This is a genomic window from Bordetella sp. BOR01, from assembly GCF_019218885.1.
In the GTDB taxonomy this organism is placed as follows: Bacteria; Pseudomonadota; Gammaproteobacteria; order Burkholderiales; family Burkholderiaceae_B; genus Bordetella_A.
On record NZ_JAHUWT010000004.1, the window covers coordinates 384278 to 402592 of the forward strand.

Genomic DNA, 18315 nt, shown 5'->3' on the forward strand with positions numbered 1-18315 from the left:
GATGCGCGTCGCGGCGTGTCTTCAGTCGTCTTTGCGTGAGGTGCGCGTGTCGTGCTTCATCATGCGTTCTTTTTCACGCTGCCAGTCTTTGTCGCGCGCCGTATCGCGCTTGTCGTACAGCTTCTTGCCTCGGCCCAGCGCGAAATCGAGCTTGATGCGGCCGTTCTTGTAGTGCAGGTTCAGGGGCACCAGGGTGTAGCCGCGTTGCTCGACCTTGCCGATCAGCTTGCTGATTTCCTCGGCCTTGAGCAGCAGCTTGCGGGTGCGCATGGCATCGGGGTGGATGTGGGTGGATGCCGTGGGCAGCGGGCTGACGTGCATGCCCAGCAGGAACAGTTCGCCATCGCGCACGATGACGTAGCTTTCCTTTAACTGCACGCGGTTGTCGCGGATCGCCTTGACCTCCCAGCCTTGCAGAACCAGGCCGGCTTCATAGCGGTCTTCGATGAAATAGTCGTGCGTGGCCTTGCGGTTGTCGATGATGCTCATGAGGCTGGAAATCCGGGGTAGCGGCGCTACCGGTAAAATCTGACCATTCTAGCCATTTGCGATAGCCGATGCACAAAGTACAGCGATCCGTCCTGGTTCCCTACAGCGCCGCGCAGATGTTCGACCTGGTGGCCGACGTAGAGAAGTATCCCGAATTCATGCCCTGGTGTGGCGGCACCGAGGTGCAGTCGCGCACCGAAAACGGCATGCAGGCCTCGATACTGATCAGTTTCGCCGGCATGAAGCAGCGTTTTACCACCCGCAACACGCACGACTACCCCGACCGTATCGAGCTGGAATTGGTCGACGGGCCGTTTTCGATGCTGGTGGGACACTGGCAATTCCAGGCGCTGGCCGACGATGCCTGCAAGGTATTGTTCACCCTGGAATACGCCTTTTCCAACCGGGCGCTCGAGATGGTGGTGGGGCCGGTATTCAACCGCATCGCCAGCAGTTTCATCGATTCGTTCACCAAGCGGGCGCAGGCGGTGTATGGCGAATGAACCTGGCCTGCTGCGGGTATGCGTATGTCACGCCGAATCCGCTGCGGCGGTATGGCAGTGCACGCTGGCCTTGCCGCCGCGAGCCACGGTGGGCGATGCCGTGCGCGCCAGTGGCTTCGAGGCGCAATTTCCCGGCCGCGACGCCTGGGCACTGGGGGTAGGGGTGTTTGGCAAAAGCTGCCAGGCCGACACCCCCCTGGCCGATGGCGACCGCGTGGAAATCTACCGGCCGCTGGCGTTCGACCCCAAAGTATCGCGCCGGCGCCGCGCCGAGCACCGCCGGGCCAAGGCTGCCCGCATGGGCCGCGAGCGGCCGGCAGGGCTGCTGTAGGGGGGCATCCGGCGGGTCAGGGCGCTACTGGGCGCCGCATTGTCGCGGGCCGGACAAAATCGGGCCATGATTCCGTCGTAAGATGGTGGGCATAGGTTTACGTTTACGTTAACGTCATGCAAAATCGGCGCTGGTGAGGCGCGCATCCGCAAGACCGCCGCGCCCCCAGACCGACCAACAGGAGACAAGCCGTGGATCTGGAACTGACCGACGAGCAGCGCGCCTTCGCCCAGGCTGCGCGCGATTTTGCCCAGGGTGAGCTGGCCCCGCACGCCGCGCGCTGGGATGCCGAAGGCATCTTTCCGCGCGAAACGTTCGCGCGCGCAGGCGAACTTGGCTTCTGCGCCATCTATGCAGCCGAAGACATCGGCGGCCTGGGGCTGCCGCGGCTGGACGCCACGCTGGTGTTCGAGGAAATGGCGGCGGTCGACCCGTCTACCACGGCATTTCTTACCATACACAACATGGCCACCTGGATGGTGGGCCAATGGGGCCAGCCGGCCCTGCGCGAGGCCTGGGGGCCATTGCTGGCCAGCGGCCAGAAGCTGGCGTCCTACTGCCTGACCGAACCCGGCGCCGGCTCCGATGCGGGCGCGCTGGCGACGCGCGCCCAGCGCGAAGGCGACGATTACATCCTGAACGGCGCCAAGGCGTTCATTTCCGGCGGCGGCGACACAGACCTGCTGGTGGTGATGGCGCGCACCGGCAGCGAAGGCCCGGGCGGCATCAGCGCTTTCGCGGTGCCGGCCGACGGCGCTGGCATCACCTATGGCCGCAAAGAAGAGAAAATGGGCTGGAACAGCCAGTCCACCCGTCCGATCACGTTCGAGAACGTGCGGGTGCCGGCGGGCAACATGCTGGGCAACGAGGGCGAGGGTTTCAGGATCGCCATGAAGGGCCTGGATGGCGGGCGCATCAATATCGGCACCTGCTCGGTGGGTGCCGGACAGGGCGCGCTGGACGCGGCGCGGCGCTACATGGACGAGCGGCGCCAGTTCGGGCGCCGCCTGGCCGAGTTCCAGGCGTTGCAGTTCAAGCTGGCCGACATGGCCACGCACCTGGTGGCGGCGCGCCAGATGGTGCGGTTGGCCGCCTGCAAGCTCGATTCGGGCTCGCCCGACGCGGGCACCTATTGCGCCATGGCCAAGCGTTTTGCCACCGACATGGGATTCCAGGTCTGCCTTGATGCGCAGCAGATTCACGGTGGTTATGGGTACTTGCGCGACTATCCGCTGGAGCGCCTGGTGCGCGATACTCGCGTTCACCAGATACTGGAAGGCACCAATGAGATCATGCGCGTGATCGTGGCCCGCCAACTGCTCGACAAAGGAGCCGATATCCGATGAATTCCCCGGTGCTGTTCGAAGAAAAAACCGCTGCCAATGGCATGCGGCTGGGCTTTGCCACGCTCAACGCGCCCCAGACGCTAAATGGGCTGTCCCTGGAAATGGTCGACCTGCTGGCCGAACGCCTGCATGCCTGGGCGCACGATGCCGGCCTGGCGCTGGTGGTGCTGCAAGGCGCCGGCGGCAAGGCCTTCAGTGCCGGCGGCGACCTGCATGGCCTGTATCACAGCATGCAGCAGCACCAGGGCCAGGGCGCCTGGGCGAATACGCATGCGCGTGCGTTCTTCGAGCGCGAATACCGGCTGGATTACCTTATCCATACGTACCCCAAGCCTGTGCTGTGCTGGGGGCACGGCATCGTCATGGGCGGCGGCGTGGGCCTGATGATGGGCGCCAGCCATCGCGTGGTCAGCGAAACCACCCGCATCGCCATGCCCGAGATCTCCATCGGCCTGTTTCCCGACGTCGGCGGAAGCTGGCTGCTGAACCGCATGCCGGGGCGCACCGGGTTGTTCCTGGCCCTGACTGGCGCGCAAGTCAACGCATCCGATGCCTTCTATACCGGCATTGCCGATTTCCGCGTCGATTCGGCCGACTGGCCGCGCTTTGCCGAAGCCTTGCTCGATACCCCCTGGGTCGGGCACGCGGGGGGCCCGGGCGACGGTGCGCCGCCACCGCGCGCCATCAACGACGGCCTGTTGCGCCGCGCGCTGCTGGCCCACGAGCCCGATACGCCGCTGCTGCCCGGGCCGTTGCGCCAGCACGCTTTCCAGATCAACAACCTGTGCAGCGGCAACGACCTGGCCGAAATCTACCAAGGTGTCGCCGCCTTGAAAGACCACGCCGACCCCTGGCTGGCACGTGCGGCCGCCACCATGCTGGCCGGGGCGCCGGGATCGGCGCGGCTGGCATTTGCCCTGCAGCAGCATACGCGGCTGCGCTCGCTGGCCGATGTCTTTCGCACCGAATACGTGGCCGCGCTGGCCTGCACGGTGCAAGGCGATTTTGCCGAGGGCATACGGGCGCTGCTCATCGACAAGGACAAGCAGCCCAAATGGAACCCGGCTACGCTGGAGCAGGCCTCCGATGCCTGGGTGCGGCGCTACTTCAAAGCCCCCTGGCCCGAAGGCCAACCGCATCCGCTGGCCGACCTGGGCCCCGCCGAAAACTGAACCGCCTTGCCCGCAAGGTGCCTGCGTACAACACCAACAGGAGACTCCCATCATGAGCAGTATTGCGTTTATCGGCCTGGGCAACATGGGCGCGCCCATGGCGCACAACCTGGTCAAGGCGGGCCATCAACTGACCGTATTCGACCTGGTGCCCGCGGCGGTAAAAGGCCTGACCGACGTCGGCGCCCAGGCGGCCAGCTCGGCTGCCGACGCGGTGCGTGGCGCCGAGATCGTGGTGTCCATGCTTCCCGCCAGCAAGCACGTTGAAGCGCTGTATCTGGGCGACGACCTGCTGGGCGCCATCGATCCCAGCGCACTGGTGATCGAATGCAGCACCATCGCGCCCGATTCGGCCCGCAAGGTTGCCGCCGCCGCGCAAGCGCTCGGCCTGGCCATGATCGACGCACCGGTCTCGGGCGGTACTGGCGGGGCCGCGGCCGGCACGCTGACCTTCATCGTGGGGGGCGAACCGGCCGCGCTGCAGCGGGCCATGCCGGTGCTACAGAACATGGGCAAGAACATATTCCACGCCGGCACCGCCGGCGCTGGCCAGGTGGCCAAGATCTGCAACAACATGCTGCTCGGCATCCTGATGGCGGGCACGTCCGAGGCCTTGGCGCTGGGCGTGGCCAACGGCCTCGACCCGAACGTGCTGTCCGACATCATTGCCAAGAGCTCGGGCCGCAACTGGGCCACCGAACTCTACAACCCCTGGCCGGGCGTCATGGATCACGCCCCCGCCTCGAAAGGCTACACGGGCGGCTTCGGGGTCGACCTGATGCTCAAGGACCTGGGCCTGGCCGCCGAATCGGCGCTGGCCTCTCGCTCGTCGATCCCGCTGGGCGAACTGGCGCGCAATCTGTATTCGCTGCATAGCAGCGGGGGCAGCGGCAAGCTCGATTTCTCCAGCATCGTCAACCTCTACACGCATAAATCAGCATGAACGCCAGCACCGACCCGCATGCCGCGCAGTTGTCGCGGCAGCGGGTTCACGACAGCTTTGCCCGGCAAACCGTCATGGCTGCATTCGGCGCAAGGCTGGCGCGGGTCGAGCCGGGGCAGGTCGATATCGAACTGCCGTTCCGGGCCGACCTATGCCAGCAGAACGGCTATTTGCATGCCGGCATTTCCGCGGCCATTGCGGACAGCGCGGGCGGCTATGCCGCGTTCTCATTGTTCGATCCGGGCGACGATGTGCTGACATCCGAGTTCAAGATGAATTTCCTGGCACCGGCCGACGGCGAACGCTTTGTCGCCACCGGACGGGTCATCAAGCCAGGCCGGCGCCTGTCGATATGCCAGGTCGAGGTCCAGGCCTGCCGGGGCGCACAATCCACCTTGTGCCTGGTGGGCCTGATGACCGCCGTGCGGGTAACGCCGCGCTAGGCCCTACCGCTCAAATCACCACGAAGCATGCCCGCCAAAGAACACCATCGCATTTTCCGCGCCGGCTGGCTGCGAGCTGCCGTATTGGGCGCCAATGACGGTATCGTTTCGACGGCCAGTCTCATTGCGGGCGTAGCCGCGGCCAGTGCCTCGCACGAAGCCGTGCTGACGTCCGGGCTGGCGGGGCTGGTGGCCGGTTCGCTGTCGATGGCCGCAGGCGAATATGTTTCCGTGCGTTCGCAGGCCGATACCGAAGCGGCCGACCTGCGGCTGGAACAACGCGCCTTGACAGGCAATTCGGCGCAGGAACTGCAAGAACTTACCGAGATCTACGTGGGACGTGGCGTGGCACCTGAACTGGCCAGCCAGGTGGCCCAGCAACTGACCCGCCACGATGCGCTGGACGCCCATGCCCGCGACGAACTTGGTATTTCGGTTCATAACCGGGCGCGTCCGGTACAGGCGGCGATCGCCTCGGCCGTGTCTTTCGCCACGGGGGCCGCCTTGCCCCTGCTGACGGCGGCGTTGATCCCGGTTGACAGCATCGTCGCGATGGTCACGGCGTCATCGATGGTGTGGCTGGCCGTGCTGGGCGCCATTGCGGCGCAAGCCGGCGGGGCCCCGGTCTTGCCGGCCGCCTTGCGAGTCACGGTGCTGGGTGGCCTGGCCATGCTGTTGACGGCGGGCGTGGGTGCGCTGTTCGGCGTGGCGGTATAGCGCCGCCCACAGTCAGGTGACGGCGCCTTCGGCCAGCGCGTAGGGCAACGGCGCCACCGCAATGTGCTGGCCATCGGGCGCGCCGACACGCAGCTCACCCGCCGCCAGCGCGGCCAGGGCGATTTCGAACAATACGCTGTCGCGCGAGGCCTCTATGACGCGGCCACAGGGCTCTTGCGGCTGGGTGGCATCGTAGATGTCGGTGCCGGGCGCTGGCGGTTCGGTAGTGCCGTCCAGGCGCCCATACGCCGTTCGACGCTTGACGGTTCCGCGGTAATGGCTGCGCGCCACGACCTCTTGGCCCGGATAGCAACCCTTGGTGAAACTGACGCCGCCCAGGAGGTCCAGATTCAAGGTCTGCGGAATGAACAGGTCTTGCGTGGTCGCGCCCACCCACGGCAGTCCGGCCGCCAGGTCGGCGCTGCGCCATAGGTCGGGGCTGCCGCGGACCAGGCGCGTCGCCAGCGAGCCGGCCTGCTGTAGTTGGGCGTCGCTGGCGATCCACCACCAACGCAGTGCGGTACCGGCCGCAGGGGCTCCGATCCAGGTGCCGCAGGCCAGTTCGGCGCGTTGCCACGGCGTGGCCGGCAGGGTACCGCCCACGGCGTCCTGCAATGCGGCCAGGGCTTCGGGTTCGCACCAGACCCCGGCCACGTGCAGGGGGGCGGTCGCCAGCTTGGCCTTGGCGCGCAGCACGAACATCGACAGGCGCTTTACCAGCGTGTCGGTCAGGTCGCGCCGCGCCAGCGCATACAGTTGCGGGGCATCTGGCTGGGCCTGGGGATCGGCCACAGGCAGGGCTCGCCACAGCACCAGGGTGGCCAGCAGGCGGCCCTTGGCAGTGCAATAACCACTCAGGCGGGCGCTATCGGCAGGCAGGCCGGTGACGTCTTGTGTCAACTGCCCATGCAAGAACGGCAGTGCATCGGCACCGGCGGCCGCAACGACGGCGTAATCGGGCAGGGGGGCACAGTGCGCCGAACCATCGGCCTGGGCGGGAATCGAATCGAAGAAGGCATGCATGGCAAAGGCGGGCAAAAGGGCGGGGCGCCGGTGCGGCGCCTGATGCAACCATGATACCCGCCATGGCAAGGCGCCGGCGGCAAACCCGCGCCCACAGCAGGGACGCCGGCGGGAACCCGATCCGCCATCATCCATTAAACTGCGCACTCTATGAAAAAGCTAAGTTTCTATTTCCTGCTGGCCTGCCTGGCGGCGGTGCTGCTGGCTGCGGTGGCTGCGGGTGGGGCCTGGACCTGGATGAACCGGGCCATGGACCTGCCAGCCGAAAAAGTCGAATTCATCGTGGCGCCTGGCAGCACACCGCGCGCCGTGGCGCGCGCCATGAACGACGCCGGCATTCCCGTCTGGGAAGACGGCTTTGCCTGGATGGCCCGGTTGTCCGAGCGCGACAAGCTGATCAAGGCCGGTGGCTACGAGGCGCGCGCCGGTGATTCCCCCTGGTTGGTGCTCGACCGCCTGGCGCGCGGCGACATGGTGCAGCGGCAAATCACCTTCCTGGAAGGCTGGACTTACGCCCAGTTTCGCCAGGCCCTGCGCGCCAATCCCGACGTCAAGCAAACACTGGGCGATATCAGCGACGCGGCCCTGATGAGCCGCCTGGGCTCGTCCGTCGAAGAGCCCGAAGGGCTGTTCTTCCCGGACACCTACGTATTCACGCCCGGCACAACCGATTTCGACTTGCTGCGCCGGGCCTATCAACAGCAGCAGCAAGTGCTGGCAGCAATCTGGGCCGAGCGCCAGCCCGAGCTGCCGCTGGACTCGCCGTACGAAGCGCTGGTACTGGCCTCGATCATTGAAAAGGAAACCGGCCATGGCCCCGAGCGCACCCGCGTGGCAGGCGTGTTCGTCAACCGCTTGCGGCTGGGCATGATGCTGCAGACCGATCCCACCGTGATCTACGGCATGGGCGACCGCTACCAGGGGCGCATCCGGCGCGCCGACCTGCAAACCGACACACCCTGGAACACTTACACGCGCGCGGGGCTGCCGCCCACGCCCATCGCCGCCGCCGGGCGCGCCTCGCTGCTGGCAGCCGTTCAGCCAGAGCGCCACAAATACCTGTACTTCGTTTCGCGCGGCAACGGCACCAGCGAGTTTTCGGCTAACCTGTCCGAACACAACCGCAACGTGGCGCGCTACATTCTGGGCCGTGATCGATGACTGCACGCGGACGTTTCATTACCCTCGAAGGCGTCGATGGCGCCGGCAAAAGCACCCATGCGGCCTGGCTGGCCGACACCCTGCGGGCCATGGGGCATAGCGTCGTGGCCACCCGCGAGCCGGGCGGCACGCCGCTTGGCGAGACGCTGCGCGCGCTGGTGCTGTCCGAGTCCATGACGCTGGATACCGAGACCCTGCTGATGTTCGCGGCGCGCTGCGAGCACCTGTCGCAGGTGATCGCGCCGGCCCTGGCGCGCGGCGACTGGGTGGTTTGCGACCGTTACACCGATGCCACCTATGCCTACCAAGGGGGCGGACGGCAGCTGGGGGCCGACCGCGTCGCCGTGCTGGAACAGTGGATGCGGCCCGCGCTGCAGCCCGACCGCACCTGGCTGTTCGATGTGCCGCTGGAACTGGCGCGCGCACGGCTGGCCGGTGCCCGCCAGCCCGATCGCTTCGAACGCGAAGAGGCGGCTTTCTTTGAACGAACGCGCGCTGCTTATCATGCGCGTGCCGCGGCCCAGCCCGAACGTATCCGCATCGTGGATTCCAGCCGGCCGGTGGCCCAGGTGCGGACGCAATTACTGGCCGAGCTGCAGGCCCTGGTCCAGGAGGCTCAATGACCGCGGCGAGTTTTCTGCCGTGGCAGCAAGAAACGGCGAGTGCCTGGCTGGCCGGGCGCGAACGCTTTGCGCATGCCTGGCTGGTACATGGCATGGCCGGCATCGGCAAGCTGCAATTCGCCTCGGCCGCGGCCGCCAGCCTGCTGTGCGAGTCACCGCGCCAGCACCTGGCTTGCGGCGAGTGCCCGGCCTGCACCTGGGTGGCCAGCGGCAACCACCCCGACTTGCGGCGCATCCGTCCTGAGGCCATCGCCGTGCTGGAAGGCGCCAACGCCACCGAAGGTGCCGAAGAAGCCGAGCCCGCGAGCGGGGCCGCCGCCAAGCGGGCCCCCTCGAAGGAAATCCGCATCGACCAGATCCGCGCGCTGGAATCCTGGTTCAATACCGCAACCCACCGGGGCGGCTGGCGTGTTGCGCTGCTGTATCCCGCGCAGGCCTTGAACGTCATTTCCGCCAACGCCTTGCTCAAGGTGCTTGAAGAACCGCCGCCGCATACCGTGTTCTTGCTGGTGGCCGATGCCCCCGACCGGTTGCTGCCCACCCTGGTGTCGCGCTGCCGGCGGCTGCCGCTACCGGCCCCCGGAGCGCAAGAATCGCTGCAATGGCTGCAAGAGCAAGGCGTCAGCCAGGCGCAAGATTGGCTTGCCGCCGCCGGCGGAGCGCCATTGGCCGCGGTGCGCCTGGCGCAGGACGGCGATCAGGCATGCCCTGCCTGGTTGTCGCAACTGGTCGGGCCCATGGCGCAGGGGCAGGCGCCGGATATCGGCGCATTGGCCGAAGGGCTGGAAAAAAGCGCGCCTGCCGAATGGATCGACGCCCTGCAGCGCCTGTATGCCGACCTGATATTGGCCGGGGTCGGTGCGCCAGTGCGCTACTTCCCCTCTCTGGCCAAGCCGGTCGGGCAGGCCGCGGCACGCGCCAACGCGGTGCGGCTGGCAGAAGGAGCCCGCTGGCTGACCCAGCAGCGACGCCTGGCCACACACCCGCTGAATGCCAAACTGTTCGCTCACGCGACCCTGCAGCGCATGGTGCTATCCTGCCAGGGATAGGCGCGTGGTCCCGGCCGCCGCGCGCATGCGGTGCCGGGGCGTCCGATCACATTGAGTAGTCTTCCATGTACGTCGATTCACATTGCCATCTGAACTTTTCCGAGCTGGCGCAGGAATTGCCCGATATCCTGCAGCGCATGGCCACCAACCGGGTGACGCACGCGCTGGTCGTCAGCGTCGACCTGCCTGACTGGCCCGGCCTGATCGAACTGGTCGAGCCGCATCGCAACCTGTGGGCATCGGTAGGGGTGCATCCCGACTACGAGGCCACGTCTGACCCTACCGAAACCGAACTGCTGCAGTTATCGCGGCACCCCAAGGTGGTTGCCATCGGCGAAACCGGCCTGGACTACTACCGCTTGAGCGAGCCGCTGGACTGGCAGCGCGAGCGGTTCCGGCGCCATATCCGGGTAGCCCGCCAGGCGAACCTGCCGCTCATCATCCATACCCGCGACTCGGTTGCCGATACATTGCGCATTCTGCGCGAAGAAAATGCCGCCGAAGTCGGGGGAGTAATGCACTGTTTCACTGAGTCCTGGGACATGGCGCAGGCCGCCATGGACCTGAATTTCCATATTTCGCTGTCAGGCATCGTCACCTTCAAGAATGCGGCCATCGTGCACGAGGTGGCCACCAAAATGCCTCTTGAGCGCCTGCTGATCGAAACCGATTCGCCCTACCTGGCGCCCGTTCCCTTCCGGGGCAAGCGTAATGACCCGTCCAAGGTCATTCACGTGGCCGAGAAGATTGCCACCTTGAAGGGGATCGACATCGGCCAGGTAGCACAGGCGTCAACAGATAATTTTTTCAATTTATTCAATAAGATAGATAGATAATTTAATCTATTTTATTTAAAGTTAAATATCTAAAGTCAAATAGCTAAAGTATTACTTTAAGAGTGGCCGCCATGAATCGTTTCGTCTTTCTGCACTCGACTGTCCGCCGGCTTTGCGCGGCTTGCGCCTTTGCGGTGGCGGCGGCCTGCGTCATGCCGCAGGCCCAGGCTGCGGCGGCGTCAGGCAACTGGTGGGTCTATGTCCACAACGACAACGCTGCCGAGATCCGCGAACTGCTCGCCGGCGGCGCCGACCCCAACGTACGCTACAAGAATGGCCAGCCGGCACTGATGCGCGCCGTCGTGGACGGCGCCTGGAACGTGTTCGACGCCTTGGCGGCCGACCCGCGTACCGACCTGGAAGCGGTGAACCCGGCCAATGAAACGGCGCTGATGTACCTGGCCGTGGCTGGCCAGACCGAACGCGCCCGCGCCCTGATTGCCCGCGGCGCGCAGGTGAATCGGCTGGGCTGGACGCCGTTGCACTATGCAGCCTCGAAGGGCCGCGTGGATACAGCCAAGCTGCTGTTGGCGCACCAGGCCATGGTGAATGCGCCGTCACCCGATGGCACCACGCCCCTGATGATGGCGGGTTTTTCGGGCAACCGCGATATGGTGCAATTGCTGCTCAATGCCGGAGCCGACGTCACGACGCGCGACCTGAAGGGCAAGAACGCTGCCGATTGGGCCCATGAGGGCAAGGCAGGCAAGCTGAGTGCCGAATTGACTGAAATGATCGCCGTTGCGCAACAGCGGCGCGACTCGCAGCGCCAGGGGCAAGGGCAAGGGCAAGGGCAAGGGCAAGGGCAAGGGCAAGGGCAAGGGCAAGGGCAAGGGCAAGGGCAAGCGCCGGCGGCTGCCGCACCGGCACCTGCCGTGCAGGCCAAGCCCGGCGCGGCAGCGCCGGAGCCATCCGCCGAAGGGGAATCTCCCAGCCTGTCCGGCGTTTCCGGGGTGCGCTTGAACAAGTACTGATGGTATATGCGGCTGGCCACGGGCCAGGCCCAGGCCCACGCGGAGAGCAGTGCCGCCGCACCCAGAATCGAGCTCGCCGGCAAGCGTGGCGCTGCCATGCGCTCAGGTCAGGGCCAGCGGGAACTCACGTTCGGTCGTGGCGGGCATGGGCACCGCGCGTCCGGCGGCGCTGTCGAACACATAGCCCGCCGTGACCACCAGGGCGATCGACTGGCCGTGGCGGATTTCGGGCAAATCCCATTGCGCGGCGCCGATGGGGGCGTACTCATCCGATGGCCAATAGCCGGGCTCGTCCTGCGTCAAGGAATGGGCCTGGCCTTGCTGGCCGTCGATGGAAATGCGCGCCGAGGCAAAAAACCGCACCGACCCTGCCTGCATGGCCGAGGTGAAGCCCATGGCCGAGACCGTGATGGCCCGGTCTTTCACCGTGTAGTGCCCGCGCAGGAAATACGACCCGTCGACGCCGGTGCCACGCGCGGGCAGATAGGCCAGTTGCCGCAAGCTGTAGGCAAACTGTCCATTGACGTACTGAGCCAATTCGCCCGTGCGCGCGGCCACCACTTTGCCAGAAGCGATCAGGCCCGCCATATGGCGGGCCGCGCCCGCCGTGGTTTGCGCGCCGGCCAGCGTATAGCCAGGCTCGACGGCGTTGCACAGGCGCATGACGGCCAGGCGATTGCTGTCGTCGTGCATGAAGAGTTGCAGCATGGACTCGGCCCCACGGCGATCGGCGTGCCGGCCAGTACCACGGTAATTGCCCGTCTGCCACGGGGTAAGCGTCAAGACGTCGTTCGAGCGCCGCAGGACGACGGATGGGGAATGAAAGCCGGTGGACATAGTGGCCTCGCGCAAAACAGGGCGACGGGATGAGTACTCGCGGCGGTGGACGACACGCGGCGGCGATTAAAGCGAATTCATTCTATAGAGCCTCTATAGAGCCCAATATTGCAGGACAGCCTCGGTCGGCAACACGATGTAAACCCGCGGCGCTCCCTGTGGGCAGGCCGAACCGGGCCGCGCCAAATGCTGGCGCGCGAGCGTGGGGCTGCCTGCCAGGCCTGGTGGCTCTTGCGCTTTGCAAGACACTGACACGCTTGCAATGAACGGGAAGCTACTCCGCGCCCGCGCAGCAGCGTAGAAATTTCTCGGGATTTTCCCGATCAATTCTCATTTATTGGGAATAATAGCTATAAAAATTGAGAAAAACAGCTAAGCTGCGGCCAATCCATACGCCCCATCGGGAGCCTTAGCCTATGCAGGACCATGCAATTACCGGAGGCGCCGACCGGATCCTGTACGTGCTGGCCACCTTGGCGCGCAACGACGGGCCGCTGGCTATCCATGCCCTGGCCGAGAAAACCGGCTTGGCGCAAAGCACCTTGTACCGGCAGGTGGCCTTGCTTAAGCGCTGGGGCTTTGTCGCAGAGCAGGGGGGCGAATATGGCCCGGGTCCGCTATGCGTCCAACTAGCCTGGGGATTCGATCAATCTTCGTTCCTGGTGCAAGAGTCGCAACCCGACATGGCTCGCCTGGCCGCCGACTCCGGCGAAACCGTAGGGCTGCTGGTTGCCATGAAAGACCAGGCCGTGTGCCTGGACATGGTCGAAAGCCAGCATTCCCTGCGCTGCTCGATCGTGAAAGGGCGCGGGCTGCCGCTGGTGCGCGGCGCCTCGGCGCGATCGCTGATGGCCTTCATGCCGGAAGCCCGCTTGCGGGCCTTGCTTGACGATTTCCGCGGGGCTGGTACGGATGTGGCCGACTTGGTCGCCAGCCTGGATCCGATCCGTGCCGCGGGATATGCCGTTACCGATGGCGAAGTAGACGCCGGCGTCTGGGGTGTCAGCGTGCCGGTGTTCCAGCGTCCGCACCTGGCGGTGGCATCCATCACGCTGATGGCCCCATCCACCCGCGCGGTTGCGCGGGCGTCCTCACTGATCGATATGACAACTGCCGCGGCCCGGCGCATCTCGGGCCGGCTGCAGAATCGTTGAGGCACCCCATGGGTGCCGTTCCCGCTGTTTTACAGATACAGACTCATACTCCAAAGGAAGCCCGATGAAGACTCGTCGCCAACTACTGACCGCCACCCTTGCGCTGGGGCTGACCTGGGGCGCCGGTGCCGCCCATGCGCAAGACACCCTGCGCGTGGTTACCGATGCCACATTCCCGCCCATGGAGTTCGTCAAGAATGGACAGCGTACGGGCTTCGACATCGAACTGATCGAGGCGCTGGGCAAGGCCATGAACAAGAAGATCGAATGGATAGACATCGATTTCAAGGGCCTGATACCTGCGCTGCAGGCCGGCCGCGCCGACATGGCCGTATCGGCCATCTACATCACTGACGCGCGCAAGCAGGTGGTCGATTTCACCGATCCCTACTACGCCGGCGGCCTGGTGGTGTTGACCCGCAAGGACGGGCCCATCAAGGCCCTGAAAGACCTGGATGGCCGCAAGGTATCGGTGCAGGTGGGCACCAAGTCCGTCAATTACTTGAAAGAGCACCATCCGGAAGTGCAGCGCGTCGAGGTCGAAAAGAACCAGGAGATGTTCAACCTGGTGCAAGTGGGCCGCGCCGATGCGGCAGTCACCGGCAAGCCGGCGGCCAAGCTGTTTGCGCAAAGCACCCAAGACCTGACGGTGCTCGACGAGCAGATCACCACCGAGCAGTACGGCATTGCCGTGGCCAAGAGCCAACCCGAATTGACCGCCGCGCTGAACGCCGCGCTCAAGCAGCTCAAGGCCGACGGCACGTACGATAAGGTGGTCGACAAGTGGTTCGAGGCGGCGCCCCGATGAACCTGGACTTTTCCCCCGTCTTCGCCGACTTCGACGCACTGCTGCGAGGCGCCGCGGTCACGGTCGAGGTAACCGCCTGCGCCTTGCTGCTGGGATGCGTGATCGGCCTGCTGGTCGGCGTGGGCCGGCTCAATCCGCAGCGGCGTATCCTGTACAACCTGTGCAGCCTGTACCTGCTGTGTTTCCGCGGCACGCCGCTGCTGGTGCAGTTGTTCATCTGGTTCTTCGGCCTGCCGCAGTTCGGCCTCATGTTGCCGGCCTTTGCCTGCGGCGTGCTGGGCCTGGGCATGTACTCGGGGGCCTATGTGTCCGAGATCGTGCGTGGGGCGATTCAGTCGGTCGATCGCGGCCAGACCGAAGCGGCCCGTTCGCTGGGCATGTCCAGCGGGCAGGCGATGCGCATCATCATCCTGCCGCAGGCCGTGGTGCGCATGATCCCGCCATTGGGCAACGAATTCATCGCCCTGATCAAGAATTCGGCGCTGGTGTCGCTGCTGACGATTCACGACCTGATGCACGAGGGCCAGAAAATCATCAGCGTGTCGTATCGGTCGTTGGAGACGTATCTGGTGATCGCATTGATCTACCTGGTGTTGACCACGGCTACGACCACTGTCCTGCGCCGGGTCGAGCATCGTTTGCGTGCCGGAGGAATGGTCCAATGAGCCAACAGGAAATGATCCGCATCCGCGGACTGCGCAAATCGTTCGGTGCGGCGGAAGTACTGCGCGGCATCGACTTCGACATACAGCGATCGCAGGTGGTGGTGGTGATCGGCCCCAGCGGCTCGGGCAAGAGCACCTTGCTGCGCTGCTGCAATGGACTGGAAGTGGCACAGGGCGGCACCATCGATATCTGCGGGCAGTCGCTGCTGGACCATGGCACGCCAATGGCGCAAGCCCAACTCAACCGCCTGCGCATGCGGGTAGGCATGGTGTTCCAGTCGTTCAACCTTTTCCCGCACCTGTCGGTGCTGGACAACGTCACGGTCGGTCCACGTACCTTGCGCGGCATGGGCCGGGCGGCAGCCGAAGCCCAGGCCGAACAGTTGCTGGCCAAGGTCGGCCTGCGCGAGAAAATGCAGGCCATGCCGGCCAGCCTGTCGGGCGGCCAGAAGCAACGGGTGGCCATCGCGCGGGCACTGGCCATGGAGCCCGAGGTGATGCTGTTCGACGAGCCCACGTCGGCACTGGATCCCGAACTGGTCGGTGAAGTCCTGCAAGTGATGAAAGTCCTGGCCCGGGAGGGCATGACCATGATGGTGGTGACCCATGAAATGGGCTTCGCGCGCGACGTCGCGGATATGGTGGTGGTGATGGACGGCGGGGTCATCGTCGAATCCGGTCCGCCGGATGTGATCTTCACCCGGCCCCGGGAAGCGCGCACGCGCGCATTCCTGCAAGCGGTGCTCAGCGCCTCGCAACAGGGGGTGGCATGAATACAGGCCTGGATCCCGCCATCTGGCGCGCGCGCGACGATAGCGCCGAGCGCGGCGATACGCGCCGGCTGGCGCATGTGGCAACGGCAGCCGGGCAGGGCATTGCCGCCGGCGATGCGGTGCTGATCGGCTTTGCCTGCGACGCCGGCGTGGCGCGCAACCAGGGGCGTATCGGCGCCGCCCAGGCGCCGGCGGCCATCCGCCGCGTGCTGGCCGGCTTGCCCGCCCATGGCTACCGCCGGCTGGTGGACGCGGGCGATGTGGCCTGCGACGACGGCCAGCTCGAGGCCGCTCAAGACCGCCTGGCCGACCGCGTGGCCGCAGTGCTGCAAGCGGGTGCGCGGCCGCTGGTGCTGGGCGGCGGCCATGAGGTCGCCTGGGGCACCTTCCAGGGGCTGCGCCGCTGGCTGGACGGGCAGGGCGACCGGCTGCCGGTGTTGGTACTGAACCTGGACGCCCATTTCGACTTGCGCACCGGCCGGCCGGCCAGTTCCGGTACGCCGTTCGACCAGATCGCCGAATGCTGTGCCGCGGGCGGCCACGCCTGGCAGTACGCCTGCTACGGCGTTTCGCGCCTGGGCAATACGGCCGCCCTGTATGCGCGCGCCGCCGATGTCGGCGCCGTCTGGATCGAAGACCACGACCTGCAGGAACGGCACCTGGAACCGTGCCTGGCCGGGCTCGACAGCCTGTTGGCCGCGGCGGGGCATGTCTACCTGACCATCGACATCGACGTGCTGCCGGCGGCGGTGGCGCCGGGCGTGTCGGCTCCGGCCGCCTATGGCGTACCGCTGACGGTCGTGGAAGAGATTGCATTGCGGGTCAAGCGCAGCGGCAAGCTGCGGGTGGCCGACCTGGCGGAATGCAATCCGGCCCTTGATCTGGATCAGCGCACCGCCCGCGTGGCTGCCCGGTTGGCATGGCAGCTACTGGCGCCGTAAGATGGATTTGCGCCTTGCATCGGACGCTTGTCCTTTATACGTCCCCTTTTAATATTCTTTCAATTTAATGGGGACGACATAAATTTTGCTGGCTACAATGGCGTCAGTCCTAGCCTGGAGATTCTTCTCATGTCCGATAGACCCACCCACGCCTTGCCGTCGTACCTGGATGCTGAACACCTTGGCCCCTGGGGCATTTACCTGCAACAAGTCGACCGGGTCACGCCGTACCTGGGCCCGCTGGCGCGCTGGGTGGAAACGCTGAAGCGGCCCAAGCGCGCCCTGATCGTGGATGTGCCCATCGAACTCGACAACGGCAGCGTTGCCCACTTCGAGGGCTATCGCGTGCAGCACAATACGTCGCGCGGGCCGGGCAAGGGCGGGGTGCGCTTTCACCAGGACGTCACGCTTTCCGAGGTCATGGCCCTGGCGGCCTGGATGTCGGTCAAGAACGCGGCCGTCAATCTGCCCTACGGCGGCGCCAAGGGCGGTATCCGGGTCGATCCGCGCCAACTGTCGCAGTCCGAGCTCGAGCGCATGACGCGCCGCTACACCTCGGAAATCGGCGTCATCATCGGGCCGTCGAAAGACATCCCGGCCCCCGATGTGAACACCAACGCGCAGACCATGGCGTGGATGATGGACACATACTCCATGAACGAAGGCTCCACCGCCACCGGGGTGGTCACCGGCAAGCCCATTTCGCTGGGGGGCAGCCTCGGCCGCGTCGAAGCCACGGGCCGCGGTGTGTTCGTCACCGCTTGCGAAGCGGCGCGCGACTGCAATATCGATGTGTCGCAGGCGCGGATCACCGTGCAGGGGTTCGGTAACGTAGGCGGTACGGCGGCACGCCTGTTCCACGAAACCGGCGCCAAGGTCATCGCCGTGCAAGACCACACGGGTACCGTGTACAACCCGGCCGGCCTGGACGTGCACAAGCTCTTGTCGCATGTCTCGCAGAAAGGCGGCGCGAGCGGCTTCAGCGGCGGCGAAGCCCTCGATAACGCGCAGTTCTGGGAATTGGAAACCGATTTCCTGATCCCCGCCGCCCTGGAAGGGCAGATCAACCAGTCCAACGCCCACAAAGTGCGTGCCAAGGTCGTGGTCGAAGGCGCCAATGGCCCGACCACCCCCGAGGCCGACGACATACTGCGTGAAAACGGCGTGTTCGTGGTGCCCGACGTGCTGGCCAACGCCGGCGGCGTGACGGTCAGCTACTTCGAATGGGTGCAGGATTTCTCCAGCTTCTTCTGGAGCGAGGAAGAGATCAATCACCGCCTGGAGCGCCTGATGCGCGAAGCCTACGCGGCGGTGTCGCAAATGGCCAAGGAACACAAGGTGACGCTGCGTACCGCGGCCTTCATCGTGGCTTGCACGCGCATCCTGCAGGCGCGCCAGGTGCGCGGCTTGTACCCCTGAAGTAGAAACGTAGGCGGGTATCAGTCGTTCATTGTGCGCCGTGCGACCCGCCCGGGAATGAAACAACTGCGGCTCGACCGGGGACGCCGCGGAGCCGGCTTTGCCGGT

At 65.6% G+C, this 18315-nt stretch carries 21 protein-coding genes; 18 read left to right on the forward strand and 3 right to left on the reverse strand.

Annotation, left to right across the window (positions count from 1 at the left end):
* Positions 1-21: 21 nt before the first annotated feature.
* Positions 22-489 (reverse strand): SsrA-binding protein SmpB, encoded by a 468-nt coding sequence (gene smpB / locus KW845_RS23570; RefSeq protein WP_218371793.1) that lies wholly within the window; start codon positions 487-489, stop codon positions 22-24.
* A gap of 68 nt (positions 490-557) precedes the next feature.
* Between smpB and KW845_RS23575 the strand changes: the two genes are divergently transcribed.
* From KW845_RS23575 to KW845_RS23605, 7 genes are all read left to right on the forward strand, one after another.
* Positions 558-992, forward strand: coding sequence for a type II toxin-antitoxin system RatA family toxin (locus KW845_RS23575; protein ID WP_218371794.1), 435 nt, complete (start codon positions 558-560; stop codon positions 990-992).
* Positions 982-1323, forward strand: coding sequence for an RnfH family protein (locus KW845_RS23580; protein WP_218371795.1), 342 nt, complete (start codon positions 982-984; stop codon positions 1321-1323). Before KW845_RS23575 ends, KW845_RS23580 begins: the two co-directional genes overlap by 11 nt.
* 191 nt (positions 1324-1514) lie before the next feature.
* Positions 1515-2669 carry an acyl-CoA dehydrogenase family protein gene (locus tag KW845_RS23585; RefSeq protein WP_218371796.1) on the forward strand — a complete coding sequence of 385 codons (1155 nt, stop codon included), beginning with the start codon at positions 1515-1517 and terminating at the stop codon, positions 2667-2669.
* Positions 2666-3841: an enoyl-CoA hydratase/isomerase family protein gene (locus KW845_RS23590; protein ID WP_218371797.1), complete on the forward strand. Its 1176-nt coding sequence runs from the start codon at positions 2666-2668 to the stop codon at positions 3839-3841. Before KW845_RS23585 ends, KW845_RS23590 begins: the two co-directional genes overlap by 4 nt.
* 52 nt (positions 3842-3893) lie before the next feature.
* Positions 3894-4784: a 3-hydroxyisobutyrate dehydrogenase gene (mmsB, locus tag KW845_RS23595; protein ID WP_218371798.1), complete on the forward strand. Its 891-nt coding sequence runs from the start codon at positions 3894-3896 to the stop codon at positions 4782-4784.
* Positions 4781-5227, forward strand: a complete 447-nt coding sequence (locus KW845_RS23600) for a PaaI family thioesterase (protein ID WP_218371799.1) — start codon at positions 4781-4783, stop codon at positions 5225-5227. The genes mmsB and KW845_RS23600 overlap by 4 nt, the downstream gene beginning before the upstream one ends.
* 27 nt (positions 5228-5254) lie before the next feature.
* Entirely contained in the window at positions 5255-5944 is a 690-nt protein-coding gene (locus KW845_RS23605; protein ID WP_218371800.1) for a VIT family protein, read from the forward strand.
* Between the two features lie 12 nt (positions 5945-5956).
* Here the strand turns inward: KW845_RS23605 and KW845_RS23610 are convergent, their stop codons facing one another.
* A complete protein-coding gene (locus KW845_RS23610; RefSeq protein ID WP_218371801.1) occupies positions 5957-6967 on the reverse strand; it encodes a folate-binding protein YgfZ in 1011 nt (336 codons plus the stop codon).
* A 150-nt stretch (positions 6968-7117) separates the two neighbouring features.
* Between KW845_RS23610 and mltG the strand changes: the two genes are divergently transcribed.
* The 5 genes from mltG (at position 7118) to KW845_RS23635 (ending at position 11610) form a co-directional block, all read left to right on the forward strand.
* Positions 7118-8128: an endolytic transglycosylase MltG gene (gene mltG, locus KW845_RS23615; protein WP_218371802.1), complete on the forward strand. Its 1011-nt coding sequence runs from the start codon at positions 7118-7120 to the stop codon at positions 8126-8128.
* Positions 8125-8751: a dTMP kinase gene (tmk, locus tag KW845_RS23620; RefSeq protein WP_218371803.1), complete on the forward strand. Its 627-nt coding sequence runs from the start codon at positions 8125-8127 to the stop codon at positions 8749-8751. Before mltG ends, tmk begins: the two co-directional genes overlap by 4 nt.
* Positions 8748-9800: a DNA polymerase III subunit delta' gene (gene holB, locus KW845_RS23625; protein ID WP_218371804.1), complete on the forward strand. Its 1053-nt coding sequence runs from the start codon at positions 8748-8750 to the stop codon at positions 9798-9800. The genes tmk and holB overlap by 4 nt, the downstream gene beginning before the upstream one ends.
* Positions 9801-9865: 65 nt before the next feature.
* Positions 9866-10636: a TatD family hydrolase gene (locus KW845_RS23630; RefSeq protein WP_218371805.1), complete on the forward strand. Its 771-nt coding sequence runs from the start codon at positions 9866-9868 to the stop codon at positions 10634-10636.
* Positions 10637-10788: 152 nt separating this feature from the next.
* A complete protein-coding gene (locus KW845_RS23635) occupies positions 10789-11610 on the forward strand; it encodes an ankyrin repeat domain-containing protein (RefSeq protein WP_218372152.1) in 822 nt (273 codons plus the stop codon).
* A 102-nt stretch (positions 11611-11712) separates the two neighbouring features.
* On the opposite strand, the gene KW845_RS23640 is transcribed toward KW845_RS23635, so the two are convergent.
* Complete coding sequence (locus KW845_RS23640) at positions 11713-12318, reverse strand: hypothetical protein (RefSeq protein WP_218371806.1); 606 nt, start codon at positions 12316-12318, stop codon at positions 11713-11715.
* A 545-nt stretch (positions 12319-12863) separates the two neighbouring features.
* Here KW845_RS23640 and KW845_RS23645 point away from each other — a divergent pair.
* From KW845_RS23645 to KW845_RS23670, 6 genes are all read left to right on the forward strand, one after another.
* Positions 12864-13601, forward strand: a complete 738-nt coding sequence (locus KW845_RS23645; protein ID WP_218371807.1) for an IclR family transcriptional regulator — start codon at positions 12864-12866, stop codon at positions 13599-13601.
* 64 nt (positions 13602-13665) lie between these two features.
* Positions 13666-14409 (forward strand): transporter substrate-binding domain-containing protein, encoded by a 744-nt coding sequence (locus tag KW845_RS23650; RefSeq protein WP_218371808.1) that lies wholly within the window; start codon positions 13666-13668, stop codon positions 14407-14409.
* On the forward strand, positions 14406-15074 hold the full coding sequence (locus KW845_RS23655; RefSeq protein ID WP_218371809.1) for an amino acid ABC transporter permease: 669 nt from the start codon (positions 14406-14408) through the stop codon (positions 15072-15074). The genes KW845_RS23650 and KW845_RS23655 overlap by 4 nt, the downstream gene beginning before the upstream one ends.
* Positions 15071-15847: an amino acid ABC transporter ATP-binding protein gene (locus KW845_RS23660; protein ID WP_304502405.1), complete on the forward strand. Its 777-nt coding sequence runs from the start codon at positions 15071-15073 to the stop codon at positions 15845-15847. The genes KW845_RS23655 and KW845_RS23660 overlap by 4 nt, the downstream gene beginning before the upstream one ends.
* Entirely contained in the window at positions 15844-16788 is a 945-nt protein-coding gene (hutG, locus tag KW845_RS23665) for a formimidoylglutamase (protein WP_218371810.1), read from the forward strand. The genes KW845_RS23660 and hutG overlap by 4 nt, the downstream gene beginning before the upstream one ends.
* Before the next feature lie 129 nt (positions 16789-16917).
* A complete protein-coding gene (locus KW845_RS23670) occupies positions 16918-18207 on the forward strand; it encodes a Glu/Leu/Phe/Val dehydrogenase (protein ID WP_218371811.1) in 1290 nt (429 codons plus the stop codon).
* Positions 18208-18315 lie beyond the last annotated feature (108 nt).